Source organism: Citrobacter sp. CK191 (assembly GCF_030333435.1).
Lineage (GTDB): Bacteria > Pseudomonadota > Gammaproteobacteria > Enterobacterales > Enterobacteriaceae > Citrobacter_B > Citrobacter_B koseri.
Genome location: NZ_JAOWFX010000031.1, coordinates 1,007,484 through 1,033,548, shown reverse-complemented (window position 1 = coordinate 1,033,548; position 26,065 = coordinate 1,007,484). Strand labels below are relative to the sequence as shown.

Sequence of the window (26,065 nt, the reverse complement as noted above, 5' to 3'; positions counted from 1 at the left end):
TATGAGCTATGAAATTGAACGTGTGATCGCAAGAGAAATTCTGGACTCCCGAGGTAATCCGACCGTTGAAGTCGAAGTCTCCGCCATCGGCGGCGGTGTTGCGCGCGCGTCAGTCCCTTCCGGTGCCAGTACCGGTTCGCGCGAAGCCATTGAGCTCCGTGATGGAGATAAGTCGCGTTTTGGCGGCAAAGGTGTATTGGGCGCGGTTCAGAGTATCAATACTGAGATCGATAATGCGCTGCGGGGATATGATGTCCGCCGCCAGAAAGATATCGATAACCGCCTGATAACTCTTGATGGTACGGAAAATAAAAGTCGTCTCGGGGCCAATGCTATTCTCGGGGTATCGCTTGCCGTGGCGCGTCTGGCCGCGCAGCTATCAAACATTCCGCTGTATCGTTACCTCGGCGGCGTTGGTGCTAACCTCCTCCCGGTTCCTTGTATGAATATCATCAATGGCGGCGTTCACGCTCGCTGGCAAGGCGCCGATTTTCAGGAGTTCATGATTGCCCCCTGGGGCGCAAGCTCTGTTCGGGAAGCCATTCGCTGGGGTAGCGAGGTGTATCAGAATTTACGTCAGGTCTTACTGGAGAAAGGCTTGTCTACTGGCGTGGGTGATGAAGGTGGATTCGCGCCAGCCGTCTCGTCAAACCGGCAACCGCTGGAATTGATTGTCGAAGCGATCGAAAAAGCCGGTTATAAACCCGGCGAGGATATTGTTATTTGCATGGACCCTGCATCCAGCGAATTTTACTCAGACGGAAAATACACCCTGCGCAGCGAAAATGCGCAATTCAGTGCGGAAGAGATGACGCGCTATTATGAGCGGCTGGTCAACGAATTCCCCATTGTTCTGATCGAAGATGGCCTGGCCGAAGATGACTGGGCTGGCTGGCGAATTCTGAGCGATACGCTTGGCAATAAGATTGAACTGGTGGGTGACGATCTTTTTGTGACTAACGTGAAATATATCCAGCGAGGAGTTAATGAAAATCTGGCGAATGCCGCACTGATCAAACTGAACCAGATTGGTACGTTAAGCGAGACAATCGAAGCGGTTCAATTGTGTCATGATCATCACTGGGGCAGCTTTATCTCACACCGTAGCGGAGAAACAATAGACAGTTTCATTGCTGATATGACGGTAGGCTTACGCGCAGGACACCTCAAAACGGGAGCGCCAAGCCGTGGAGAACGCATCGAGAAATACAATCAGCTAATGCGTATTGAAGATGAACTTGGCGATGCCGCCGTTTTTGCCGGTAAATCTGCTTTCAGAAAAGGTTAATGCTCTGAAACCTCTCCCGTATTCCGGTATACGGGAGAGGCATCAAAAACATCCCGGTACAGATCTTCGCCATAACTGATATCCAGAGGCACGCCTTCTGCTATTTTGTATGTCCTTTCTCCATCGTCGCGTCGTTCGGCGCACAGGTATACCGTGTCCTGGTAATCCTCCTGATAAAACGAACATGCAAATTCCGCAGTATGCGTAACAAAAAAGAGCTTCACGTTGCTTTCTGCCAGTGCGGTTACCACGCCTCTGATGATTTCGGCCCCTTCCCGACTGTTTGTTGCAGAGAACGATTCGTTAAACAGCACCAGGTCATCACGTTGTAGAGCATCAACAATATCACTCATTCGTCGGAGCTCTTCATCCAGCTTTCCGCTGACCATATGGCTGTCTTCTTCACATTTGTAATGCGTGAATATCTGCCGACAAAGATCTGCGCTATAACATTCAGCAGAAACGAACATCCCTGTCTGCATCATTATCTGCGCCAGCCCGATACTGCGTAAAAACGTGGATTTCCCTCCCTGGTTTGCGCCAGTGATGATAAAAGTATTTTTATTATCTGTTCTTAATGTGTTGCTAACGATTTCCCGATCCGATGTCAGTGCAAGGCAGGGATCAAAGAGTGCCTCAAACACATGATGGCGTTCTCTTTGATATATCGGGACAGGAAAGCACAGTGGAATATTGCGTTTGTTTAAGGCCTGCGCAAGATTAAGGCATGAAATATAAAATCCTAATTCAGTGCGCAGTGACTTTAGAAAATTAAGCAAATGCGCGGTGGATTGCGCCATTGCGTTGGCGATCAATACGAGCCCTTCGTCCTTTAAGTCGCTTAATGCCCTGAAGCCATTTTCATCACGCGCGGCTAGCTGTACGGTGTAATGCGCTGGCCTTTTTGTCCAAAGACGCCGGAACCATCCTTTTTGCGGGGGATTGGGCCGCCTGAGTACATAGTCTTTGCCCTGATTCCCCTGCCCTAATCGCGCGCTGATTAATACGCCTTTTTTGAAAGACATCTGTTTCAGATGTCTTTCAATAGTACTCATATAATCATCGTTTAACTCCTGAACAAGCATCGAGAAAAGACGAACCATCCCCGGAGATTCAACGTGATGGATGTTTTCTTGTGCGATAATTTTTATTTTCTGTAAATAGGTCATCAGGAATTGGGTAAACGAAAGAGACTGATGCAGCACAGCGGAAGGATAATGACCAAAAACGCCGTAGTGAAGTTTCTCTTTTTCCATTTGCAGGCATTCAACCACCACGTTATAGAATGTTCTGATAACGTCCTCATTATACAGGCAATCCCGCAGAATAGCCTGCCTGTACTCAATGTCAGGAATGCCCGATAGCAGCACAGAACATGCCTTCCTGACGACGGAATAAAGAAAATCATCCCCATCAGACAACGCATGAAACAACACCGCCAGCTCCAGATCTTTCATGGCAAATTTGATGTTCTCTGGGATATTATCGTCAACGATAAAATCGTTATCTTTATACATCAGATACGCGTTCATCCGTTTAACCTCGTTTTTATCTGCTCATATGTCAGCCCATGCTTTATCACCAGCGTCGTTGACCATGCGATACCATCGGCCGGTTTCCTGGTGATTTTATAGGTTCTTAATGCCGCATTATTATGCTCAACCGTACTCATTAAGCTGACGATGGACGGGTCTAATGCCGTAAGCTCGTCGATAAACGTTACGCAGACACAAAGCGCATCGAGCATGACTATTTTCTTGATTACCCGCGTTCCCAGATAAATGGCGTCCCGCGATGTGGTTGACGTAAAAATCTCATTCATGATAATCAAACTGTGTGATGTGGCAGCATCAAGGATCGCTTTTATTCTCACCAGGTCGTCATACAGTTTTCCCCGGAGGTTATAAATATTTTCGCTTTTCTCAAAATGCGTAAAAATAGTGTCTGTCAGAAAGAGCTTTGCCTGCCTGGCAGGGACATAAATGCCCAGCAAGGCAAGAAAATGCAGTTGCCCTATCATGCGGGCAAAGGTGGTTTTCCCGCCCTGGTTGGGGCCCGATATGACGAAAATACGTTCATGCTTCTGGAAGCTGAAATCATTGCAGACAACCTTCTCCTTTTTCTCAAGGATGACCTCTGCAAGCGCGAGATCGAAAGCCGCAACAGCCGAAATAGCTTTTTTATCTCGTTGTATCTCCGGGATACAAAACGGCAGCCCTTTCTGCCGAAATTTTTCAATGTATTCCACAACAGCCAGATAAAACTGCACTTCACGTTCAAAAAGATCCAGCGTGTTATCTCTGTAGCGTTTGTTGGCATCTATAAACACATCAAGTTGATGAAACTCGGTGGGAAATAGTCTGGCAACACAATCCAGAACTTGTGCTTCAATATGGTTCATCCCGAAGCTGTGATGTCTACTTTCCACCTCGACATTCACATCATGCTGCTTAAATTTTGAGAACACATCGAGGATCTCATCGCTATAGTTTTTCTCCTGGTGATACCGTTCAACAATAATGGCGTCGCCTTTAATTTTCAGGCCGTACTGAACCGCCTCCAGACTTTTTCTTATCATAGTGGCGGTTAAATATAACCCGGTAAAATTTTCACTCTCGATATACTGACGAAGATAATGCCTGAAATTAATCATACCATCGGAAGACAAAGACAGCGGCGCTATACGCTCATACAGCGCCGTAACGGCCTGGCAATACAACAAAATGCACTCAAGCTCCCAGCGCCGCTGTTGATAGAAGTAAAACCGGTTTGTTTTTTCTTCTGAAATATCCCTGATATTCTTCATATCTGTGGAATATGCCATTAGCGCCTTATAGAGCGCATGTATTGTCACATCCTGAATAATTTCCTGTCGATAGAGGATATCCTCCAGACATTCAAGCGGTGAATAAAAGAAAGCGCTGATGCCGTACTCTTCCCGTCCCTGAACAATGCGATCGACGATTTTATCAAGATTCAGATCGACAAAATATGCAGGAGCACGATCGCCCGAAGGGGGTGTATGACGACGACCAGAGGCATACAAAACGGTAATAAATTGCAGCGATGTTGTTGAGGTACGGCGCATAATGACTCCTACACAATACACGTTGACTTGTCCACGCGGGGCAACGTCCAGAATGTGCAGGCATCATCAGCCAGAGGGCGGTTATGAGGAGGAATGCCATCTCCTGTAAAAAACGTAGCAATGAACTCTGTAATTAGCCAGATCTCGTGTAAGATTTTTTGGATTAACCAAACGGAAAATTGGCAAATATGATCATCAGCTCTCGTCACGCTCGTCTTGTCAGCAAAGTAAAAAAACGGGCTACGCTTGTCGCCACCGCGTTTTTACTTGCCAGTTGCGCCTCAAAACCTCCCGTTTCTCTGGTTACGCCCCCTTCTTCCGCGACGCCAGCTTCATCCCAGAAAAATCAGCAGCCGGTTCGTGGTATCTGGCTGGCAACCGTTTCGCGTCTTGACTGGCCTCCGGTCAGTTCCGTGAATACGAGTAACGCGGCGGTTCGGGTGCGTCAACAACAGAACGCGTTGATCGAAAAGCTGGATAAGCTAAAAAGTCTGGGAATCAATACCGTGTTTTTCCAGGTCAAGCCGGATGGAACGGCGCTCTGGCCGTCAAAAATTTTACCGTGGTCAGATATGCTGACCGGAAAGATTGGTGAAGATCCGGGCTACGATCCGCTACAGTTTATGCTTGATGAAGCGCATAAGCGGGGAATGAAAGTACACGCCTGGTTTAACCCCTACCGCGTATCAGTAAACACCAAACCAGCAACGGTAGCGCAGTTAAACGCGACGGTGACGTCAAATCCGGCGAGCGTGTTTGTGCTGCATCGCGACTGGGTGCGCATCTCTGGAGACCGTTTTGTTCTTGATCCCGGCATTCCTGACGTCCGGGACTGGATCACCAGTATCGTGGCGGAAGTAGTCACACGTTATCCCATCGATGGCGTACAGTTTGATGACTATTTCTATACCGAAACGCCAGGCTCCACGCTTAACGACAATTCCACCTTTGCCCGATATGGTCAGGCGTTTGCCTCAAAAGCGGACTGGCGGCGACACAATACGCAACTGCTGATTGAGCAGGTGTCCCGCACGGTCAAAAACCTGAAACCGGATGTTGAATTTGGCGTCAGCCCCGCTGGCGTATGGCGTAACCGCTCGCATGATCCGGCAGGTTCGGATACGAGGGGCGCGGCGGCGTATGATGAATCCTATGCCGATACTCGCCGCTGGGTGCAACTGGGATTACTGGATTACATTGCGCCGCAGCTCTACTGGCCCTTTGCGCGTGACGCGGCCCGTTATGATGTGCTGGCGAAATGGTGGGCGGATGTGGTGAAACCCACGAATACCCATCTCTATATTGGTGTGGCGTTGTATAAAGTCGGCGAACCGTCAAAGAATGAACCGGACTGGATGATTAATGGCGGCGTCCCGGAGCTTAAGAAGCAACTGGATCTGAATGAATCCGTCTCACAAATCAAAGGCACAATTCTGTTCAGAGAAAGCTATCTTGATCGGCCGCAAACCCAGCAAGCGGTGAACTATCTGAAAAGCCGGTGGGGAAGCTAACCTCCCCACACCCTCTTGCTCCGTGAGACTGACTCAGCCGTCATCCCTTCAGGCGGCTGATATTCCCATCAATCTGTTTTTGGATATAGTTCAGCGTGTCGCTCGTGATTTTCCCCGGGTAGAGATCGGTAGCAATTGCGCTGAACGTCGCCGCAACGTCGCAAATAGTCGCGATGATCTCCGCGACTCTGGTGGCTGGCAATTCGGCTTCCTGTTCACCCAGCGCCTGAAGATGCTTTCTTTCAATATCCAGAGCTTCACCCATCACATCCATCTGATGATAGCCGCCAGGCCCATCGCAATAGGTCACATCATAGGCGGGCGCCAGGGTCCATTGCCCATCTGCGGACATCAGATAAGCGAAGTTCTTAGGATGATCGTCCCGGTTGTTGAATACGACATTAAAGACCACTCGCTCGAAGGCAAGCGCTTTTTCCCGAATATCGTTGGTGCATATTTGCGTCGCACGTAAAAAACTTCGGTAGTCGAGCGAACCCGGCGTCTGGTAATTCGCGCCAGTGAAGGCGGCCAGACTTTGCATGGGCACGCGCATCCCTTGTTCACGATCAAAACGGCGGGTGGCGAATGCCGCTTGCCCTTCCGGCAAGGCGAAATACGTAACGTCAGGCGTCTGGATGCCGCATTTGCGCAGACACGCTGAATAGACGGCTTCGATGGCGCAGACCTCGGCATGTTCCTGTCTGGCCGGGAATTTGACCAGCCAGCTTTCCGCGCCGGCTAACGGCGAGGTTGTGAATTTTGACGTGACAGTGTCACGGTAGAGTAATGCTTTTGGCCGTGCCCCCTGTGGTGAACCGCCCATTTGCAATAATTTTTGCAGGAACTCCCCGCCTTCTCCGCTCAGAACCTCCTGCACCTCTGCGGCCAGCTGCACCAGCGGGATCTCTTCTTGCGAGGTGAGTTCTGCCTCAGCCTGTACCGGCTGGAATGTCATTGCCCCCATTGCGTTGCCGCCCACCCAGGTGAGCCGCTCCAGGGGGCCAATTCGGGCGGCATTGAGTCCTCTGCGTTTGAATAAGCGATCCATCAGCAGCATTCCCCAGCCATCAGGCAGAGCGTCGTAAACCGGCCCCGGAAGATGTAATTGATGAGCCGGAAAGTCCCTGCGTAATCGCGGCCCCTCAAGCGGTAATGTTAAGCGGGACAGCTCAAAACCTTTGCGAACGGCCTCGTCACTGTATTCAAAGGCGATGACTGGCCGACCGGTCAATGCCGTTGATGAGACCAGCTTGCCCCAGAGCCATCGTTCCCCCCATCCTTCATAGAAGACGTCTATCTGCTCAGGCATCGCTATTTTTCCTCTTCACCCGCTGACGCGTCGCGCTCTTCTCATAACGTAAGATATCATCCAGGCTATCAATTTTGGGCTTGAACAGCGCTTTCAACGCGTCGCCATAACCTAATACCACCGCCACTCTGACCAGATTCTCGAAGCCCACATTTTTGCCTGCTTCAAGGTTTGAAACCGTATTGACGCCAACCCCCGCCCGGGCGGCCACGTCAGCCTGAGTCATCTGTTTTGCCAGGCGTTCTTTGCGTAACCGGTCGCACAGCAGCGTAACAATCTCGGCTGGAGAACTAAGGGTTAAATCCATCATAGTGTCCCTTATCGCAATATTTCTGACGTAATACACAATATTATAGAGTTAATGTGCAACGAAGGCAAAAAGCATAAACCACTATATAATGGAGTTATTGGCTATTCATGGAGATAAAATACTAAATAATGGATTTAGTTATCTGACTGACACAAGCAGAACGTCCGCAATTTGCAGACGTTCTGTGAGGGAGAGAGAAAATTATGCTGCGGTGGGTTCAGGCAATCTGAATGAAGAGACCAGCAGCGCCAGTTGTTCAGCCTCCTCTTTCAGGACCTGGGTTCGCGCAGCGGCATCATCAATCAGCGACGCGTTCTGCTGAACCGTACTGTCCATTTCGGTTACTGCCAGCGTGACCTCAGAGACACCTTTACGCTGTTCTTCACCCGCCACGCGAATTTCACCCATCAATTGTCTGACCTGACGCACGTTGCCGACCAACTCGCCAAGACGATCCCCGGCGTTATGGATCTGCTGACTGCTGCTGTCTACGTGTGAAACCGACTCATCGATTAACGCCTTGATCTCCTGCGCGGCAGTGGCGCTGCGCTGTGCCAGCGTGCGCACTTCAGAGGCGACGACGGCAAATCCGCGACCGGCATCACCCGCTCGTGCGGCTTCCACCGCCGCATTCAGCGCGAGAATGTTGGTCTGAAACGCGATGCTGTCGATAACGGCGACAATTTCCACCATCCTGCCGGACGACGCGCTGACGTTATCCATCGTGGAAATCACGCCCTGCATGACATCGCCACAGCGGTTAGCCGTTTGCGCCGTGTTTTCGGAAAGCTCATCGGCTAACTGTGTATTCCCGGTATTTTGATGAACGGTCGCATTTAATTGCTCCATCGCCGACGCGCTTTCCTCCAGCGCGGCAGCCTGCTGCGTTACGCGGGAGGATAACTCCATATTACTGTCAGCCAGACTGACGGCGTTATTCGCAACCACCACGCTACTGCTGCGAACGGTAATCAGAATCGCGGATATTTTGTCCACAAAGAGGTTAAAGGCCTGAGCAATATCGGAAATCTCATCTTTACCCCGGACGTCCAGGCGGCGAGTCAAGTCGCCTTCGCCCTGGGCGATATCATCCAGCGCGCGACGCGTATCGTCCAGACGAGAGATAAGACGGCGCACCACCAGCCAGGAGCCCACCAGCAGAATGGCCATGATCGGAATCAGCACTTCCAGTACATCCTTCATCATCACTTTTGCCAGTCCGACAACGCGTTCTTCAGGCGTCACCAGCCCAACGATCCACCCGGTATCCGCCATCGGGAAAAGCATCACCCGGGAAGGCCCGTCCAGTATGCCGTCGTGTTCAAGGGGAATGGTGGCGACATCGGCCGAGGCATTCAGCGTTTTCAGCGATCCGGCTACCGGGGCGAGCCAGTCAGAGGCTTTGACCAGGTCAGTAAACGTTTTAAACTGCGCGTGATCGGCCTGCGGGAAATAGAGGATTTGCCCCTGTTTATCCACCACAAAGGCGTAACCGCCCGTGCTGTTCCCCTGTTGTTGCATAAAGGTGGCGACGTTATCCAGTCGGATATCGGTTGTGGCGACGCCGGCAAATTTCCCTGCCAGTTGATAAGGAATGCTACAGGTCACCATGTTAACCCCGGAAATCGTATCCTGGTAAACATCAGACCAGACGCAACTGTTCTGTGAGTGCCCTTTCGCCTGGAGATACCAGCTTTCGTTATGATAACCGCTTCCTCCGGCAACGTTGTAGTCGTCGGAAAAGATCAATTTCCCTTCTGCATCACGCGCCCAGAAGAAACTGCGTCGTTCAATACCGGGCGTAAAGGCATCCGGCTCCGGCCAGATGCCGCCGCCGGTAATGATGGAATCATTCTGTTCGCCAATAAGATGCGGAACGACATGCTGGTATAGCGATTCGTCGTTTGGCAGCACTTCGGCAAGACGCGACAGGCTAACCGTTTCACCTTCAATACGCGATAAAACAGTACCTAACTGGCGAGTCAGTCCTTGCCCTGTCTCCTCTATCAGGGCGGAGTTGATCTCAACAACGCGTGGCTGACCGCGCCAGAGCATAATGGCAACAATAACCAGCGTGGTCACTGCAAGCAGCGCAATCCCCCCTATCGTCAGACGGGTGGAAATGCGTGATGGATACCAGACCATACAAACCCCTTATGTAAACGACTCTCTTTTATTCAGTATCGGCACACAAATTTATATCTTTATGCGGTTTTATGGTTCGTTAAGAAATATTAACACGCTCTTAAATGTGACGTTGTCACTAATAACAAAATCCTGCACTTTCACCTGATTTAAATAGCGTGATAAGCTTATTTTGAATATTATTTTTAATGCGTTTTTTTAATCACTTACGCGCCAGGCCTTGTGTTCTCCTGGTTGTGCCGCACTTCATAAGTCAGGGGGTTTTACGCTTCGCCTGCCTTCATACGTTGCTACAAACCTGTCTGTTATAAAAGAATAATTAATATCGCGTTGTATTTTAATGCGTAAAATGAACAGATTACTTGCCTGATGAATATTTATTAAATCTACAAAAATAATACACCGTTCTTTCCGCCGATAAATAATGTGTTTCGCGCTTTTATATTTTTCTGCTATCCACGCTGGCGTTTGTCATTTTTGACCCTGCAATTTCTGGCATCACAATGTGATCCCTGCGACGGATTCGACACATTCATGCCCTCTCTGACGATCGCTGCACCAAAAGTGAACTAATCTGCACAAATGTTGATTATTCGTTAATTAAATATCACCTTAATTTAACAAAAAAGACGGCGATGCCGTGGTTTCCAGGTTGGCATGCGTCCTGCATTGTTAATTCAGTAACAGCGGAACGCTCTCTGACAGCTCACTAACAGCGAGACGGTAATGACATCAAAACCTGAGTTATTTGCCCGAATTGAGAAGAGTTTTAGCCAACATACGCCCAGCGAAAAGCGCGTTGCAGGCTGGCTGTTAGCGCACGCGGCGCAGATACCGTTTGAAACGGCAGACGGTATCGCCAGAGCGACAGGCACCAGCGGCATCACGGTTGGACGTTATTTACGGAAGCTTGGTTTTCGTAATCTTGAGGATGCCAAGGCCAGCCTGCGGGAACTGCCATCCGTGCCCTATCAGCCCTGGGGGATGAATGAACGCCTTGACTCCTGGCAACAGCAACAGCGACTGCCCGACAGAGCGCGTCAGTCGCTGTCGCTGGAAATTGATGCCATCACCCACGTCTATCAGCTGGCGCAAAGTGAAACGTTCTTGCGAATCGCTCAGCAACTGGCGCATGCGGAGGCCGTGTATGTTCTGGGGATTCAGTCCACGCGCGGCATTGCTAACGCCTTTTTCAGCCATCTGGAATACCTGCGGCCCAAAGTCAGTTATTCCGAAGGGCTATCCGGGAGCTGGGTCGAGTCGCTGAATTCCGGGTTCGCACGGCCATATGTGGTGATCACGGATACCCGCGCCTATTCCGCCGCTGCCCGTCAGTATTGTCGCGTTGCCAGCGAGCGGCGCATTCCGCTGGCGTTAATCACTGATGTCTGGTGTCCGTGGGCCAGAGACTACGCCATCGACTTATTGCAGGTAAAAACCGACACCGGGCACTTCTGGGATTCGCTCGCCCCCGTGAGCTGCCTGTTCAACTTATTGCTGTCAGGCGTGGTGGATCAACTGGGCGATACGCTTGCTGAACGGCTGCGAACCAATCGCCAGCTGCAACAAGAGTTTGGTCAATTCGAACAATAAACAGGAAACGTGCTATGTCAGAAACCCCTGAACTGGTCGATCTGTCAGTGATTTTCCCCTCGCTGCATATCGATCTCAAATACGCCACCGCCGATAACCTCACCGGCGCGCCCATTTACCGGGAGGCCCGTTGCCTGTTGCATACGGATGCCGTCACCGCGCTGGCGAAAAGTATCAGCATCGCGCAGCTGGCAGGGCTGTCTCTGGTGGTATACGACGCCTATCGTCCGCAGCAGGCGCAGTCGGTTCTGTGGCATGTCTGTCCCGATCCGCAATACGTGGTGGATGTAGCCATCGGTTCAAACCATAGCCGTGGTACGGCAATTGACGTCACTCTGATGGATGAGCATGGCAACGTGCTTGATATGGGGGCCGGTTTTGATGAAATGCACGATCGCTCGCACTCGTATCACCCTTCTGTTCCACCCGCAGCGCAACGTAATCGATTGTTATTGAACGCTATTATGTTTGGCGGTGGTTTTGTCGGCATCACCAGTGAATGGTGGCATTTCGAATTGCCGGACGCGGCCAGCTACCCCTTGCTCGACGACTGCATTGCCTGTTTCCCGGCATCACGCACAACAACACAACCCTCCCTGTAAATGATGGAGCACGGTCATGAAGACAACACACGCTTTAACTTCGCTGTTTCGTCCCGCCCTGATTGCCGTGGCACTGGCTGTTGCCCTGCCCGCCGCTCAGGCGGCTGTACCCAAAGATATGCTGGTGATTGGTAAAGCGGCCGATCCGCAAACGCTTGATCCTGCCGTCACTATTGATAACAACGACTGGACGGTGACCTACCCGTCTTATCAACGCCTTGTGCAGTACAAAACCGAGGGAGGTAAAGGTTCCACGGAGGTTGAAGGCGATCTGGCGAGCGACTGGAAGGCCTCTGACGATCAGAAAGAGTGGACGTTTACCCTTAATAAAGATGCCCGATTCGCTGATGGCTCGCCCGTTACGGCAGATGCGGTGCAACAATCTTTTGCGCGTCTGCTGAAAATTGGACAAGGCCCGGCAGAAGCCTTTCCAAAAGATTTGAAAGTCGAAGCCGTCGATGACTATACGGTGAAATTTACGCTGAGCCAGCCGTTTGCGCCCTTCCTGTACACGCTGGCGAATGACGGTGCCTCCATTATTAACCCGGCGGTTCTGAAAGAACATGCCGCAGATGATGCGCGCGGTTTTCTGGCGCAGAACACCGCAGGTTCCGGCCCGTTTATGCTGAAAAGCTGGCAGAAAGGACAGCAGCTGATTCTGGTGCCGAATCCGCATTATGCGGGAGCCAAACCTGCCTTTAAGCGCGTGTCGGTAAAAATTATTGGTGAGAGCGCTTCCCGCCGCCTGCAATTGTCGCGGGGAGACATCGACATTGCCGATGCTCTCCCGGTAGACCAGCTCAACGCGTTAAAACAGGAAGGGAAAGTCAACGTGGCGGATTACCCTTCGCTGCGCGTGACTTATCTCTATCTGAACAACAGTAAAGCGCCGCTGAATCAGGTGGATTTGCGCCGGGCCATCTCATGGTCAACGGACTATCAGGGTATGGTGACGGGTATCCTCAGCGGTAACGGCAAGCAGATGCGCGGCCCGATTCCTGAAGGTATGTGGGGCTATGACGCGAAGGCAATGCAGTACAGTTTTGATGAAGCGAAAGCTAAAGCCGCCTGGGAGCAAGTCGCGACAAAGCCCGACAGCCTGAGCTTCCTCTACTCTGATAACGATCCGAACTGGGAGCCGATTGCGCTTTCCACGCAGGCCAGTCTCAGCAAGCTGGGCATTAAGGTGAAACTGGAAAAACTGGCGAATGCCACCATGCGTGACCGGATCGGCAAAGGTGATTACGACATTGCCATCGGCAACTGGAGCCCGGACTTCGCCGACCCGTACATGTTCATGAACTACTGGTTTGAGTCTGATAAGAAAGGCCTGCCGGGTAACCGTTCGTTTTATGAAAACGCCGGGGTCGATAAACTTCTGCGCAGCGCGCTGACCACCACCGATCAGGCGGCCAGAACGAAGGATTACCAGCAGGCGCAAACCATCGTGATTGATGAGGCCGCCTACGTCTATCTCTTCCAGAAAAACTACCAACTGGCGATGAACAAAGAGGTCAAAGGCTTTGTCTTCAACCCCATGCTGGAACAGGTCTTTAATATTGGCGCCATGAGTAAATAAGCCACGTTGATGCGGGGCCGTTATGGCTCCGCAAGGGGAAGCCTATGACGTTCTGGAGCATTTTACGCCAGCGATGCTGGGGACTAATTCTGGTGGTCGCCGGTGTTTGCGTAATTACGTTTATTATTTCTCACCTGATTCCTGGCGACCCTGCGCGACTGCTGGCCGGCGATCGCGCCAGCGATGAGATTGTCGAAAACATTCGCCAGCAGCTGGGGCTGGATCAGCCGCTGTATGTGCAATTTTTTCGCTATGTCAGCGACGTTTTTCACGGTGATCTGGGCACGTCTATACGCACTGGCCGCCCGGTAATGGAAGAGTTGCGCGTGTTTTTCCCCGCCACGCTTGAACTGGCCTTCTGTTCCCTGCTGCTGGCGTTGGTGATCGGGATTCCGCTGGGGATTTTATCCGCCGTCTGGCGAAACCGCTGGCTGGACCATCTGGTGCGGCTGATGGCGATAACCGGCATTTCCACCCCGGCGTTCTGGCTGGGGCTGGGCGTTATTGTTCTGTTTTACGGGCATCTGCAAATTCTGCCCGGCGGTGGAAGGCTTGATGACTGGCTGGACCCGCCCGCCCACGTCACCGGGTTCTACCTGATTGACGCGCTGCTGGAGGGGAATGGCGAGGTCTTTTTCAACGCGTTACAACACCTTATTTTACCGGCGCTGACCCTGGCGTTTGTCCACCTGGGAATTGTCGCCCGTCAGATTCGTTCCGCCATGCTGGAGCAACTCAGTGAGGACTACATTCGCACCGCGCGTGCCAGCGGTCTGCCTGGCTGGTACATCGTGCTCCGCTATGCCTTGCCTAACGCCCTGATTCCGTCGATTACCGTTCTGGGGCTGGCGCTGGGCGATTTGCTGTATGGCGCCGTGCTTACCGAGACGGTCTTTGCCTGGCCGGGAATGGGGGCGTGGGTGGTCACCTCTATTCAGGCGCTGGATTTTCCGGCGGTGATGGGATTCGCCGTAGTGGTCTCTTTGGCTTATGTGCTGGTAAACCTGGTCGTCGATTTACTCTATTTGTGGATCGATCCCCGAATCGGTCGCGGAGGTGCTGAATGATGTTAACGCAAGAGACGCCCGCCCCGTCGCAGACCGCCCGCCGCCGGATCGACTGGGCAAAACTCTTCTGGCTGATGAAAAGCAGCCCGCTGACGCTGACCGGCGGCGTGATTATCATCCTGATGTTGCTACTGATGGTGCTGTCGCCCTGGATAACGCCTTACGATCCTAATGCCATCGATTTGACCGCGCGCCTGCTTGCGCCCTCTGCGACGCACTGGTTCGGCACTGACGAAGTGGGACGCGATCTATTCAGCCGCGTACTGGTCGGCAGCCAGCAATCCATTGTCGCCGGGCTGGTCGTCGTAGGGATTGCCGGTGGAATCGGCTCCTTGCTTGGCTGTCTGTCCGGCGTCATGGGCGGGCGCGCCGACGCCATTATTATGCGCCTGATGGATATTATGCTGTCGATTCCTTCGCTGGTGCTGACAATGGCGCTGGCCGCCGCGCTGGGGCCGAGCCTGTTTAACGCCATGATGGCGATCGCCATTGTCCGTATTCCTTTTTATGTGCGCCTGGCGCGGGGGCAAACGCTGGTCGTGCGCCAGTTTACCTATGTACAGGCTGCCCGAACGTATGGCGCTTCCCGCTGGCACCTTATCAGCTGGCATATCTTACGTAATTCGCTGCCGCCGCTTATCGTGCAGGCGTCGCTGGATATTGGCAGCGCGATCCTGATGGCCGCCACGCTGGGTTTTATTGGCCTTGGCGCACAACAGCCCTCCGCTGAATGGGGCGCAATGGTGGCTATTGGTCGTAACTATGTCCTCGACCAGTGGTGGTATTGCGCCTTTCCTGGGGCGGCGATCCTGATTACCGCTGTCGGGTTTAACCTGTTTGGCGATGGTATTCGCGATCTGCTTGACCCTAAAGCCGGAGGAAAACAGTCATGACCCAACCCGTGCTGGAAATTGAGGATTTACACCTGAGCTTTCCGGGTTACAAAGCCGATGTTCACGCCCTTAACCACGTATCGTTGCGTATCGACCGGGGCGAAATCGTCGGCGTGGTCGGCGAGTCCGGGTCAGGTAAATCCGTCACCGCCATGCTGGCAATGCGGCTGCTGCCGGAAGGCAGCTATCACATTCATCAGGGCCGCGTATCGCTGCTGGGCGAGGATGTGCTGAATGCCAGCGAAAAGCAGATGCGTAAATGGCGCGGCGCGCGCGTGTCGATGATCTTCCAGGAGCCAATGACGGCGCTGAATCCCACCCGGCGCATTGGGCAACAAATGGTGGAAGTCATTCGCCATCATCAGGCGGTGAGCCGCCAGGCGGCGCGGGAGAAAGCCATCGCCCTGCTGGAAGAGATGCAAATTCCCGATGCGGCGCAGGTTATGGCGCGATTTCCGTTTGAGCTGTCCGGCGGGATGCGCCAGCGGGTGATGATCGCGCTGGCATTCTCCTGCGAGCCGGAGCTGATTATTGCCGACGAACCCACTACCGCGCTGGACGTCACGGTGCAGCTACAGGTTCTGCGTTTGCTGAAACTAAAAGCGCGAGCCAGCGGTACTGCGGTGCTGTTTATCAGTCATGATATGGCGGTGGTATCGCAGTTGTGCGATCGGCTGTATGTCATGTACGCCGGAAGCGTGATTGAGAGCGGCCCCACGCAGACGGTTATTCGCCGCCCCACGCATCCCTATTCCATTGGTTTGTTGAAATGCGCGCCGGAACACGGCGAACCTCGCGCGCCGTTGCCCGCGATTCCAGGGACGGTGCCTAACCTGACCTGCCTGCCAACCGGATGCGCCTTCCGCGAACGCTGTTTTGCCGCCGGGACGCTGTGCGAGGCTGTCCCGGCGCTGGAGAATCATGGCGAACCTGAACAACAATCCGCCTGCTGGTATCCACAACAGGAGATGACGCATGTCTGACATATTGCTCTCGTTACGGGATGTCCATATCACCTTCCCCGCCCGTAAAAACTGGTTGGGCCGGGTGACGGAGCGCGTACATGCCCTGAACGGTATGGATTTGCAGATTCGCCAGGGAGAAACGCTTGGCATCGTGGGGGAATCCGGCTGCGGGAAAAGTACGCTGGCGCAACTGCTGATGGGAATGTTAAAACCCAGCCACGGCGAGTGCTCGCGGCCTGGCGTTGCGCGCACCGGCGCCAACAGCGGGATGCAAATGGTCTTTCAGGACCCGCTCTCTTCGCTGGACCCCCGATTACCCGTCTGGCGGATTATCACTGAGCCCGTCTGGCTCCAGAAGCATAACAGCGAACGTGAACGGCGGACGCTGGCGGAAGAACTGGCCTTACAGGTTGGCATCCGGCCTGAGTACCTCGACAGGCTTCCCCATGCGTTTTCCGGCGGACAACGTCAGCGCATCGCCATTGCCCGCGCCTTATCGTCAGAGCCGGACGTTATCGTGCTTGATGAACCAACTTCCGCGCTGGATATCTCCGTGCAGGCGCAGATCCTTAATCTTCTGGTTGCGCTACAGACGCGCCGTAAACTGACGTATGTGCTGATTTCACACAACGTGTCGGTTGTGCGGTACATGAGCGATCGGGTGGCGGTGATGTATCTCGGGCAAATTGTTGAACTGGGCGACGCGCAACAGGTGTTGACCACGCCTGCGCATCCCTATACCCGGCTGTTGCTGGATTCCGTGCCGAAAACGGGTGCGCCGCTGGCAGAAGATCTGGTGCTGCGCAAAACGGAATTACCGGGGAACCGCCACCTGCCGCAAGGGTGTTATTTTCGCGATCGCTGTCCGCTGGCAACCCGTGGCTGTGAAAAACCGCAGGCATTATTGACGCGGGGATCGGAGAGCGACGTTCGCTGCTGGCGAGCGGTGGAGTAAGAACTAGGTAATCGCCCGGTGGCGCTGTCGCTTACCGGGCCTACAGAGTGTTTTGTGGAGCCGACCCGACGCTCAATCACCGGGCCGTCGAGATCGATGCCGTTATGACGTCAACTGATAATCCAGCGTGATTTCCGCTTTCAGCACCTGCGAAACCGGGCATCCGGCTTTTGCTTTCTGAATAATGCCGTCAAAGGTGGACGCATCAATGCCGGGTACGGCCACTTCACTGTGCAACGCAATTTTCGTGATCGCAAAACCCGCGTCGACTTTATCCAGCGAGACATCGGCTGTCGTGTCGATTGACGATGGGGTAAAACCCGCCTCGCCCAGCATCAGCGAAAGCGCCATCGAGAAACAGGCCGCGTGGGCCGCGCCGATCAACTCTTCCGGGTTGGTTCCTTTTACGCCTTCAAAGCGTGTATTAAAGCCATAGGGTTGTTGATTCAACACGCCGCTTTCGGTCGATACCGTACCTTTTCCACCTTTAATATCGCCTTCCCAGTGTGCCTGACCTTTCTTATGGATTGTCATTCTTGCTCTCCTGTTGGCTCAAAACAGAAAGTATAGACCAACTCTGTTACACGCGTTCGGTCGCCTTCCGGGGAAAACCTGCTATGCTGTACCAGCAACCTAAGGGGTTACGTTTCTTTCGCAATTGCGAATTTGTCCTTAAAACTAGCAACAGGATTGAGGAGTTAAAATGAAATCGAACCGTCAGGCCCGTCATATTCTTGGACTGGACCATAAAATTTCCAACCAACGCAAGCTCGTGACCGAAGGCGACAAAGTCAGCGTGGTCAACAACCCTACTGGCAGAAAACGTCACGCTGACAGCCAAAAGTAAGCGCCCTGTTCTGATATGACGATAAACACCATTGCAACCGCAATGGTGTTTTTGCTTACAAAAGCCTGGATTCATTCACAATGCTTTATACTCTTTGCCCGACGCCCTGGTGAAAACCTAAGTACGCCCATAAAACAGCACCAGGAACGGATATTCGAAAAAGAGTGAGTGACATGGAAACCAAAATCAAGAAACAGCGTTCCCTTTATATTCCTTACGCTGGCCCTGTGCTGCTGGAATTTCCTCTCCTGAATAAAGGAAGCGCTTTCAGTATAGAAGAACGCCGTAACTTCAACCTGCTGGGGTTACTGCCGGAAGTGGTCGAATCGATTGAAGAACAGGCGGAGCGCGCCTGGATCCAGTATCAGGGATTCAAAACGGAAATCGATAAACATATCTATCTGCGCAACATTCAGGATACCAACGAAACCCTGTTCTACCGACTGGTGCAAAACCATCTCGATGAGATGATGCCGGTTATCTATACCCCAACGGTCGGCGCCGCCTGTGAACGCTTCTCTGAGATCTACCGTCGCGCGCGCGGCGTGTTCATCTCTTATCAGAACCGCCACAACATGGACGATATCCTGCAAAACGTGCCTAACCACAATATCAAAGTGATTGTGGTGACGGACGGGGAACGCATCCTCGGTCTTGGCGACCAGGGCATTGGCGGAATGGGGATTCCAATCGGAAAACTGTCGCTGTACACCGCCTGTGGCGGCATCAGCCCGGCCTATACCCTGCCGGTGGTGCTGGACGTCGGCACCAACAATCAGCAGTTGCTGAACGATCCGCTCTATATGGGCTGGCGTAACCCGCGCATCACCGATGACGAATACTATGAATTCGTCGATGAGTTTATTCAGGCGGTGAAACAGCGCTGGCCGGACGTCTTGCTGCAATTCGAAGATTTTGCGCAGAAAAACGCGATGCCGCTGCTTAATCGCTATCGCGATGAAATCTGCTCTTTCAACGATGATATTCAGGGAACGGCAGCCGTGACCGTCGGTACTCTGATTGCCGCCAGCCGTGCGGCGGGCAGCCAGTTGAGCGAGCAGAAAATCGTCTTCCTTGGCGCGGGTTCTGCCGGTTGCGGGATCGCTGAACAGATCATCGCGCAAACCCAACGCGAAGGACTCAGCGAAGAAGCCGCTCGCCAGAAAGTGTTTATGGTGGATCGCTTTGGTCTGTTGACGGACCAGATGCCTAACCTGCTCTCATTCCAGACGAAGCTGGTGCAAAAACGCGAGAACCTGCAACACTGGGACAGCGAAAGCGAAGTGCTCTCCCTGCTTGATGTCGTGCGCAACGTGAAGCCGGACATTCTGATTGGCGTGTCGGGGCAAACCGGACTCTTTACTGAAGAGATCATTCGCGAGATGCACAAGCACTGCCCACGTCCGATCGTGATGCCGCTGTCTAACCCGACGTCCCGCGTTGAAGCCACGCCTCAGGACATCATCGCCTGGACTGAAGGTAATGCGCTGGTCGCGACCGGCAGTCCTTTCGCGCCGGTGGCCTGGAAAGATAAAATTTACCCTATTGCGCAATGTAATAACGCCTACATCTTCCCGGGGATCGGCCTGGGCGTGATTGCGTCCGGCGCGTCGCGTATTACTGACGAAATGCTGATGTCGGCAAGCGAAACGCTGGCGAAATACTCTCCGCTGGTGCTCAACGGCGAAGGTCTGGTATTGCCGGAGCTGAAAGATATTCAGACCGTGTCGCGAGCGATTGCCTTTGCCGTGGGTAAAATGGCGCAGCAACAGGGCGTGGCGGTAAAAACGTCCGCAGAAGCGCTACAGCAAGCCATCGACGAGAATTTCTGGCAAGCGGAATACCGCGATTACCGCCGTACCTCTATCTGAGTGTTTGCCCGGTGGCGCTACGCTTACCGGGCCTGTGTTTTATACGGTTGTCGGTCGGATAAGCGTAGCGCCATCCGGCATTCTGTTGGCAAAAAAAAAGCGCTACAGACGTAGCGCTTTTGTCTTTTGAAAGCGGGTTATTGTAATCCCTCTTTGCTTTCCTTTTTCGCTTCGACCTTCTCGACGTCGCGATACCAGCGCGGGTGGTGTTTCTTCGCCCAGCGACGACTCACCTTACCTTCGATCATCCCTTTAATCGATCCTTTCACCCAGAATGCCATATACATATGGATGAGGATGGCGTGCATCAGGATGATGCCTGCCGCCGCATGGATCAGCAGGCTGTAACGCACGACCTGCATCGGGAAGAACTGCGCAAAGTACGGACGCCAGATAATCACGCCCGTCACCAGCAGCACGAAAATCATGCTCATGATCGACCAGAACATCATTTTCTGCCCGGCATTGTACTTACCGACATCGGCGACTTTGTGTTCATTGCCCTTCAGTACTTCCACAATATTCTTCAGCCACGGAAGATCTTTCTTGTCCGGGATGTTGTGGTGTACAAAGCGCACAAACATGAACATCAGTGCGACAAAAATCGCTACGCCGAAGAACGGGTGCAAAATACGCCCCATCTGCGGCGTCCCGAAGGTTTGCGTCAGCCATTGCAGCGTCGGGAAGAAAAACGCAATTCCCGACAGCGACACCAGGAAGAAGCAAATCACCACCGTCCAGTGACAGGCGCGATCGATAAATTTCGTGCGCACAATCATTTTCGACTTACTCATGATGGTCCTCCTCTTCATCGTCCACTTCCTTGTTCGGGCCAATACCAATGTAGTGATAGATAAGCCCGGCGAAGGTGGCGATAAACCCGGCGGCAGCCAGAGGTTTCAGCGCCCCTTTCCACAAGTTGATAGAGGTATCGATCTGTGGATCTTTCGGTAAGCCGTGATACAGCTCCGGCTGGTTCGCATGATGCAGAACGTACATGACGTGCGTACCGCCCACACCTTGTGGGTTGTAAACACCGGCATGTTCGAAACCGCGCGCTTTGAGTTTCTCCACGCGCTGTTCCCCCATCTCCAGCATCTCTTTCTTGGTGCCGAAATGGATTGCCCCGGTTGGGCAAGTTTTCACGCAAGCCGGTTCCTGACCGATACTGACGCGATCCACACACAGCGTACATTTATAGACGCGGTTGTCCTCTTTATTGAGGCGCGGAACATTAAATGGACACCCGGCGATGCAGTAGCCACAGCCAATACAATGTTCGGACTGGAAATCAACAATCCCGTTAGCGTACTGAATGATCGCGCCGGCAGACGGGCATGCTTTCAGGCAGCCCGGATCTTCACAGTGCATACAGCCGTCTTTACGAATCAGCCATTCCAGCTTGCCGTTCTGTTCGGTTTCGCTAAAACGCATCACCGTCCAGGATTTCGCGCTGAGATCGGCCGGGTTGTCATACACCCCGACGCAATGACCTACCTCGTCACGAATGTCATTCCACTCGGAACAAGCCACCTGGCAGGCTTTACAGCCTACGCAGGAGGAGACGTCGATCAGTTTTGCGACTTCCGCTTTATAATCACGCGCCTGGGGAGGCGGCGTGATCGGGTTTGTTGCAGACCGTTTGATGATGTCCTGCGTTTCCAAAGACATATGTTCGCCTCCCTTACGCCTTCTCGATGTTAACTAAAAACGCTTTATATTCCGGCGTTTGCGAGTTGGAATCACCGACATTTGGCGTCAGGGTGTTCGCGATATAGCCTTTACGCGCAACCCCTTCAAAGCCCCAGTGCAGCGGAATACCCACGGTTTCAACCTGCTGACCATTGACGTTCAGCGTTTGCAGACGTCGGGTCACCACGGCAACCGCCCGGATGAATCCACGTTTGCTGCTGACTTTCACTGCGTCGCCGTTGGCAATCCCTTTCGAGGCCGCCAGGTTTTCGCTGATTTCCACAAACTGCTCTGGCTGAGCAATCGCGTTCAGCAGTGCGTGCTTGGTCCAGGTGTGGAAATGTTCGGTCAGACGATAGGTTGTACCGACATACGGGAACTGATCTTTCTTGCCCATACGCCGCGCATCTTCTTCGTACAGACGAACGACCGGGCTGGAGATCACGTTCGGGTGCAGCGGGTTGGTGCCCAGCGGCGTTTCCATCGGCTCGTAGTGTTCCGGGAACGGCCCTTCCGCCAGCTTATCGATGGCGAACAGACGTCCCAGCCCTTCCGGCTGCATGATAAACGGCCCGGTTGCGCTACCCGGTGCGGCGGTGTTGAAGTCCGGGATATCGTTCCCCGTCCACTTCGACCCGTTCCACTGAATCAGCATCCGTTTCGGGTCCCACGGTTTACCCTGCGGATCTGCCGAGGCGCGGTTATACAGTACGCGGCGGTTCAGCGGCCATGCCCATGCCCAACCCAACGTATTGCCGAGACCTGACGGGTCGGCGTTGTCACGGTTAGCCATCTGGTTGCCCTGCTCGGTCCAGCTGCCGGTATAAATCCAGCAGGAGGACGACGTCGTTCCGTCATCGCGTAACTGGGCAAAACTGCTCAGCAACTGGCCTTTCTTCGCCAGCAGGACGCCGTTGGCGTCATAGAGATCTTCCAGCGCGTAGCCGTTGTTCTCTTTCGCAATCTCTTCAGACTCAGGATGATCCGGCTGTTTGTAGTCCCAGCTCATCTTCAGCAGCGGTTCAACGCCTTTACCCCCTTCGCTGCGATACATCTCACGCAGACGGTGGTAAATACCGGCCAGAATTTGGCCGTCGTTGCGGGCTTCGCCCGGCGCATCCTGACCTTTCCAGTGCCACTGCAACCAGCGGCCAGAGTTGGCGATAGAGCCATCTTCTTCGGCAAAACAGGTTGACGGCAGACGGAAGACTTCAGTCTGGATCGACGCCGGATCGACGTCGTTAGACTCGCCGTGGTTCTGCCAGAACGTGGAGGTTTCCGTCACCAACGGGTCAATGACCACCATGTACTTCAGCTTGCTCAGCGACTGCACCACTTTGTTTTTGTCCGGGAAGGACGCAACCGGGTTAAAGCCCTGACAGATGTAGCCGGTCACTTTACCGCTATCCATCATGTTGAAGTATTTAATGACGTCGTAGGCCTGATCCCACTTCGGCAGCCATTCAAAGCCCCAGTCATTCTCTTTCTGCGCCGCATCGCCGTAGAACGATTTCATCAGACTGACGAAGAACTTCGGATAGTTGCCCCAGTAGTTCACCTGGTCAGCCAGCGTGGCTTTCGGCGTGTTTGCGCTCAGATAGGTTTGCAGATCCGCCTGCTTCTCAGACGGCAGGGTCAGATAACCGCTCAGGCTGGTGGAAAGCAGACCTAAATCCGTTAACCCCTGGATGTTAGAGTGGCCGCGTAAGGCGTTGACGCCGCCGCCTGCCATCCCCATGTTGCCGAGCAGCAACTGGATCATCGCCATCGTACGGATGTTCTGCGCACCAACGGTATGTTGCGTCCAGCCCAGCGCGTACAGGAAGGTAGTGGTACGATCGGCGGCGCTGGTGGAGGCCAGCACTTCACACACTTTCAGGAAATCGGCCTTTGGCGTACCGCAGATGTTTTCGACAACATCCGGTGTATAGCGGGAAACGTGTTGTTTCAGCAGATTCCATACGCAGCGCGGATGGCTCAGCGTCTCATCACGTTTTGCATAGCCGTTTTCGTCGAACTGATAGTTCCAGGATGACTTGTCATACTGGCGTTTTTTGGCGTCGTAGCCGCTAAACAGACCATCATCGAAAGCAAAATCGTCCCGCACCAGCAGGCTGGCGTTGGTGTAATGCTTAACGTATTCGGCATTGATTTTATTGTTTTCAATCAGATACAGCAGTACGCCGGACAGGAAGGTAATGTCCGTACCGGAACGAATAGGCGCGTAAATATCCGCGACCGAGGCTGTACGTGTAAAACGTGGATCGACGACAATCAGCGTGGCGTCGTTGTTGTTTTTCGCTTCTATCGCCCAGCGGAATCCCACCGGATGTGCTTCAGCGGCGTTACCGCCCATCACCATAACGACGTTGGCGTTTTTGATATCAACCCAGTGGTTGGTCATCGCACCGCGACCAAATGTTGGAGCAAGACTTGCTACCGTTGGTCCGTGTCAGACGCGTGCCTGGTTGTCTACTGCCAGCATGCCGAGGGAACGCGCGAACTTCTGCGTCAACATGCCTGTTTCGTTACTGGCGGCGGAGGCGCAAAGCATCCCCGTGGAAAGCCAGCGGTTTACCGTTACGCCCTGTTCGTTCTTTTCAATAAAGTTGGCATCACGGTCGGCTTTCATCAGCTTTGCGATGCGGGTGAACGCGTCATCCCAGCTAATGCGTTGCCATTTATCTGAACCGGGCGCGCGATACTCCGGGTAACGCAAGCGGTTTTCACTGTGTACATAGTCCAGCAAACCTGCGCCCTTCGGACACAATGCGCCACGGCTGACCGGATGATCCGGGTCCCCTTCGATGTGATAAATTGCTTCTTTTGCGTTTTTTGCTCCATCGCCCAGGCTATACATTAATAGCCCGCAACCTACGGAACAGTATGTGCAGGTGTTTCGGATCTCTTTAGCGCGTAACAGCTTATAATTTCGCGCTTGAGCCAGTGCCATTTTGGGTGCAAAACCCAGAGCAGCGACTGTTGTTCCCGCCATACCGCCCGCGCAGATTTTAAAAAATTGTCTGCGGCTGACGTCCATTGCTTTCCTCTTTTTTCCAGGGATGTAACTTCGCGAGGAAACTAACAGCAATATCCATAACTTTTTTGCGTCAAATCAATAACGAATCGGTTCCGCTACTAAATAGTTCTTTTTGTCGAGTTTATATACCACTAAAGGAGTATCAGAAAGACAATGAATTAGCGCGAGAAGGTGTAAAAGTGCTATAAATTTCAGCGATATTTTTTTGACCAGGAATGGGGATAAACGGAGAGAATGACGACACAAAAAGCAACGTTAATTGGACTTATTGCCATCGTACTCTGGAGCACGATGGTCGGGCTTATTCGTGGGGTAAGTGAAGGACTTGGGCCTGTTGGCGGCGCTGCCGCTATTTATTCGCTAAGCGGATTATTGCTCATCTTTACCGTTGGGTTCCCCGATATTCGTCGTTTCCCTGTTCGTTATTTAATCGCTGGCAGCGTACTGTTTGTCAGTTATGAAATATGTCTGGCGCTCTCGCTGGGATATGCAGCAACGCGTCACCAGGCGATTGAAGTCGGCATGGTCAACTATTTATGGCCCAGCCTGACGATTCTTTTTGCTATTTTGTTCAATGGACAAAAAACAACCTGGCTGGTTGTTCCTGGATTAATTGTCGCGTTAACCGGCGTCTGTTGGGTTTTAGGCGGTGAACATGGACTCCATGCTGATGAAATTATCAGCAATATTGCAACCAGCCCATTAAGCTATTTTCTCGCTTTTCTCGGCGCGTTTATCTGGGCAACCTACTGTACTGTCACTAACAAATATGCCAGAGGGTTTAATGGTATTACGATATTTGTCCTCCTCACTGCTGCAAGTTTATGGGTACATTATTTTCTGACGCCGCAGCCGGAGATGATTTTTAGCACGCCTGTCGTTATCAAACTGTTTTCTGCTGCCCTGACGTTAGGATTTGCTTATGCAGCATGGAACGTGGGTATTTTGCATGGCAACGTCACGATTATGGCTGTGGGGTCCTATTTTACCCCGGTACTGTCATCTGCGCTGGCTGCTGTCCTGTTAAGCGCGCCGCTGTCATTTTCATTCTGGCAAGGTGCGGTTATGGTGTGTGCGGGTTCCCTGCTTTGTTGGTTAGCGACGCGTCGCGCCTGAAGTCAGTGGTCGGGGCGGATTATCTTTCGAGTTCTGTGGCTGCCCCGACTCTCTTCCTGCTGTATTAATTTCGGTTAAATGAATATTGCGATCGGCGTTATTTCTTCGAAAATTCTTATTTGCTTTTTTTCTGGCTTCTTGCCATATAGTTATTTAAATGAAAATTTGTTGTTGCTGATGAATGGCGAATGGAG

At 52.8% G+C, this 26,065-nt stretch carries 21 protein-coding genes and 1 riboswitch; of the genes, 12 read left to right on the top strand and 9 right to left on the bottom strand.

Going from position 1 to position 26,065, the window contains the following annotated elements; all coding sequences use genetic code 11:
• Position 1 precedes the first annotated feature (1 nt).
• Positions 2-1,288 carry a phosphopyruvate hydratase gene (gene eno / locus OGV82_RS16510; protein WP_101744148.1) on the top strand — a complete coding sequence of 429 codons (1,287 nt, stop codon included), beginning with the start codon at positions 2-4 and terminating at the stop codon, positions 1,286-1,288.
• Here the strand turns inward: eno and OGV82_RS16505 are convergent.
• The gene (locus tag OGV82_RS16505; RefSeq protein ID WP_101744147.1) at positions 1,285-2,820 is read right to left on the bottom strand and encodes a MutS-related protein; all 1,536 of its coding nucleotides are present in this window, start codon (positions 2,818-2,820) and stop codon (positions 1,285-1,287) included. The genes eno and OGV82_RS16505 overlap by 4 nt on opposite strands.
• Entirely contained in the window at positions 2,817-4,376 is a 1,560-nt protein-coding gene (locus OGV82_RS16500) for a MutS-related protein (protein ID WP_080750369.1), read from the bottom strand. The genes OGV82_RS16505 and OGV82_RS16500 overlap by 4 nt, the downstream gene beginning before the upstream one ends.
• A gap of 50 nt (positions 4,377-4,426) precedes the next feature.
• Positions 4,427-4,489, bottom strand: a riboswitch (Fluoride riboswitch).
• Positions 4,490-4,564: 75 nt separating this feature from the next.
• Between OGV82_RS16500 and OGV82_RS16495 the strand changes: the two genes are divergently transcribed.
• Complete coding sequence (locus OGV82_RS16495) at positions 4,565-5,887, top strand: glycoside hydrolase family 10-like protein (protein WP_047463675.1); 1,323 nt, start codon at positions 4,565-4,567, stop codon at positions 5,885-5,887.
• Between the two features lie 40 nt (positions 5,888-5,927).
• Here the strand turns inward: OGV82_RS16495 and OGV82_RS16490 are convergent, their stop codons facing one another.
• From OGV82_RS16490 to OGV82_RS16480, 3 genes are all read right to left on the bottom strand, one after another.
• Positions 5,928-7,196 (bottom strand): type II toxin-antitoxin system HipA family toxin, encoded by a 1,269-nt coding sequence (locus OGV82_RS16490; RefSeq protein WP_047463674.1) that lies wholly within the window; start codon positions 7,194-7,196, stop codon positions 5,928-5,930.
• Positions 7,189-7,503, bottom strand: a complete 315-nt coding sequence (locus OGV82_RS16485; RefSeq protein WP_047463672.1) for a helix-turn-helix domain-containing protein — start codon at positions 7,501-7,503, stop codon at positions 7,189-7,191. The genes OGV82_RS16490 and OGV82_RS16485 overlap by 8 nt, the downstream gene beginning before the upstream one ends.
• A gap of 204 nt (positions 7,504-7,707) precedes the next feature.
• On the bottom strand, positions 7,708-9,651 hold the full coding sequence (locus tag OGV82_RS16480; protein ID WP_047463670.1) for a methyl-accepting chemotaxis protein: 1,944 nt from the start codon (positions 9,649-9,651) through the stop codon (positions 7,708-7,710).
• Between the two features lie 726 nt (positions 9,652-10,377).
• Here OGV82_RS16480 and OGV82_RS16475 point away from each other — a divergent pair.
• Genes OGV82_RS16475 through OGV82_RS16445 form a run of 7 tightly spaced genes read left to right on the top strand, consistent with a single transcriptional unit; the run spans position 10,378 to position 17,305 of the window.
• Entirely contained in the window at positions 10,378-11,244 is an 867-nt protein-coding gene (locus OGV82_RS16475) for a MurR/RpiR family transcriptional regulator (protein WP_012132399.1), read from the top strand.
• A gap of 14 nt (positions 11,245-11,258) precedes the next feature.
• Positions 11,259-11,846: a D-alanyl-D-alanine dipeptidase gene (gene ddpX / locus OGV82_RS16470; RefSeq protein ID WP_012132398.1), complete on the top strand. Its 588-nt coding sequence runs from the start codon at positions 11,259-11,261 to the stop codon at positions 11,844-11,846.
• Positions 11,847-11,862: 16 nt separating this feature from the next.
• Positions 11,863-13,425: an ABC transporter substrate-binding protein gene (locus tag OGV82_RS16465; protein WP_047463668.1), complete on the top strand. Its 1,563-nt coding sequence runs from the start codon at positions 11,863-11,865 to the stop codon at positions 13,423-13,425.
• 44 nt (positions 13,426-13,469) lie between these two features.
• A complete protein-coding gene (locus tag OGV82_RS16460) occupies positions 13,470-14,492 on the top strand; it encodes an ABC transporter permease (RefSeq protein ID WP_047463667.1) in 1,023 nt (340 codons plus the stop codon).
• Complete coding sequence (gene ddpC, locus OGV82_RS16455; protein WP_012132395.1) at positions 14,489-15,385, top strand: D,D-dipeptide ABC transporter permease; 897 nt, start codon at positions 14,489-14,491, stop codon at positions 15,383-15,385. Before OGV82_RS16460 ends, ddpC begins: the two co-directional genes overlap by 4 nt.
• The gene (locus OGV82_RS16450) at positions 15,382-16,368 is read left to right on the top strand and encodes an ABC transporter ATP-binding protein (protein ID WP_047463664.1); all 987 of its coding nucleotides are present in this window, start codon (positions 15,382-15,384) and stop codon (positions 16,366-16,368) included. The genes ddpC and OGV82_RS16450 overlap by 4 nt, the downstream gene beginning before the upstream one ends.
• Entirely contained in the window at positions 16,361-17,305 is a 945-nt protein-coding gene (locus OGV82_RS16445) for an oligopeptide/dipeptide ABC transporter ATP-binding protein (RefSeq protein WP_047463662.1), read from the top strand. Before OGV82_RS16450 ends, OGV82_RS16445 begins: the two co-directional genes overlap by 8 nt.
• Before the next feature lie 102 nt (positions 17,306-17,407).
• Here the strand turns inward: OGV82_RS16445 and osmC are convergent, their stop codons facing one another.
• Positions 17,408-17,839, bottom strand: coding sequence for a peroxiredoxin OsmC (gene osmC / locus OGV82_RS16440; RefSeq protein WP_012132392.1), 432 nt, complete (start codon positions 17,837-17,839; stop codon positions 17,408-17,410).
• Between the two features lie 169 nt (positions 17,840-18,008).
• Here osmC and sra point away from each other — a divergent pair, with 169 nt between their 5' ends.
• Positions 18,009-18,152 carry a stationary-phase-induced ribosome-associated protein gene (gene sra / locus OGV82_RS16435; RefSeq protein WP_024130331.1) on the top strand — a complete coding sequence of 48 codons (144 nt, stop codon included), beginning with the start codon at positions 18,009-18,011 and terminating at the stop codon, positions 18,150-18,152.
• Between the two features lie 173 nt (positions 18,153-18,325).
• Complete coding sequence (gene maeA, locus OGV82_RS16430) at positions 18,326-20,023, top strand: malate dehydrogenase (RefSeq protein ID WP_012132390.1); 1,698 nt, start codon at positions 18,326-18,328, stop codon at positions 20,021-20,023.
• Positions 20,024-20,160: 137 nt separating this feature from the next.
• On the opposite strand, the gene fdnI is transcribed toward maeA, so the two are convergent.
• From fdnI to fdnG, 3 genes are read right to left on the bottom strand one after another with little or no spacing between them, the layout of a single operon-like run.
• Positions 20,161-20,817, bottom strand: coding sequence for a formate dehydrogenase-N subunit gamma (gene fdnI / locus OGV82_RS16425; RefSeq protein ID WP_012132388.1), 657 nt, complete (start codon positions 20,815-20,817; stop codon positions 20,161-20,163).
• Positions 20,810-21,694: a formate dehydrogenase subunit beta gene (gene fdxH / locus OGV82_RS16420; protein ID WP_012132387.1), complete on the bottom strand. Its 885-nt coding sequence runs from the start codon at positions 21,692-21,694 to the stop codon at positions 20,810-20,812. The genes fdnI and fdxH overlap by 8 nt, the downstream gene beginning before the upstream one ends.
• 13 nt (positions 21,695-21,707) lie before the next feature.
• A complete protein-coding gene (gene fdnG / locus OGV82_RS16415; RefSeq protein WP_077956900.1) occupies positions 21,708-24,755 on the bottom strand; it encodes a formate dehydrogenase-N subunit alpha in 3,048 nt (1,015 codons plus the stop codon).
• Positions 24,756-24,989: 234 nt separating this feature from the next.
• Here fdnG and yddG point away from each other — a divergent pair, with 234 nt between their 5' ends.
• Positions 24,990-25,871: an aromatic amino acid efflux DMT transporter YddG gene (yddG, locus tag OGV82_RS16410; RefSeq protein ID WP_047463659.1), complete on the top strand. Its 882-nt coding sequence runs from the start codon at positions 24,990-24,992 to the stop codon at positions 25,869-25,871.
• Positions 25,872-26,065 lie beyond the last annotated feature (194 nt).

Coding starts and splice junctions, on each gene's coding strand:
- eno (WP_101744148.1), top strand. CDS start 2: ATGAGCTATGAAATTGAACGTGTGATCGCAAGAGAAATTCTGGACTCC.
- OGV82_RS16505 (WP_101744147.1), bottom strand. CDS start 2,820: ATGAACGCGTATCTGATGTATAAAGATAACGATTTTATCGTTGACGAT.
- OGV82_RS16500 (WP_080750369.1), bottom strand. CDS start 4,376: ATGCGCCGTACCTCAACAACATCGCTGCAATTTATTACCGTTTTGTAT.
- OGV82_RS16495 (WP_047463675.1), top strand. CDS start 4,565: ATGATCATCAGCTCTCGTCACGCTCGTCTTGTCAGCAAAGTAAAAAAA.
- OGV82_RS16490 (WP_047463674.1), bottom strand. CDS start 7,196: ATGCCTGAGCAGATAGACGTCTTCTATGAAGGATGGGGGGAACGATGG.
- OGV82_RS16485 (WP_047463672.1), bottom strand. CDS start 7,503: ATGGATTTAACCCTTAGTTCTCCAGCCGAGATTGTTACGCTGCTGTGC.
- OGV82_RS16480 (WP_047463670.1), bottom strand. CDS start 9,651: ATGGTCTGGTATCCATCACGCATTTCCACCCGTCTGACGATAGGGGGG.
- OGV82_RS16475 (WP_012132399.1), top strand. CDS start 10,378: ATGACATCAAAACCTGAGTTATTTGCCCGAATTGAGAAGAGTTTTAGC.
- ddpX (WP_012132398.1), top strand. CDS start 11,259: ATGTCAGAAACCCCTGAACTGGTCGATCTGTCAGTGATTTTCCCCTCG.
- OGV82_RS16465 (WP_047463668.1), top strand. CDS start 11,863: ATGAAGACAACACACGCTTTAACTTCGCTGTTTCGTCCCGCCCTGATT.
- OGV82_RS16460 (WP_047463667.1), top strand. CDS start 13,470: ATGACGTTCTGGAGCATTTTACGCCAGCGATGCTGGGGACTAATTCTG.
- ddpC (WP_012132395.1), top strand. CDS start 14,489: ATGATGTTAACGCAAGAGACGCCCGCCCCGTCGCAGACCGCCCGCCGC.
- OGV82_RS16450 (WP_047463664.1), top strand. CDS start 15,382: ATGACCCAACCCGTGCTGGAAATTGAGGATTTACACCTGAGCTTTCCG.
- OGV82_RS16445 (WP_047463662.1), top strand. CDS start 16,361: ATGTCTGACATATTGCTCTCGTTACGGGATGTCCATATCACCTTCCCC.
- osmC (WP_012132392.1), bottom strand. CDS start 17,839: ATGACAATCCATAAGAAAGGTCAGGCACACTGGGAAGGCGATATTAAA.
- sra (WP_024130331.1), top strand. CDS start 18,009: ATGAAATCGAACCGTCAGGCCCGTCATATTCTTGGACTGGACCATAAA.
- maeA (WP_012132390.1), top strand. CDS start 18,326: ATGGAAACCAAAATCAAGAAACAGCGTTCCCTTTATATTCCTTACGCT.
- fdnI (WP_012132388.1), bottom strand. CDS start 20,817: ATGAGTAAGTCGAAAATGATTGTGCGCACGAAATTTATCGATCGCGCC.
- fdxH (WP_012132387.1), bottom strand. CDS start 21,694: ATGTCTTTGGAAACGCAGGACATCATCAAACGGTCTGCAACAAACCCG.
- yddG (WP_047463659.1), top strand. CDS start 24,990: ATGACGACACAAAAAGCAACGTTAATTGGACTTATTGCCATCGTACTC.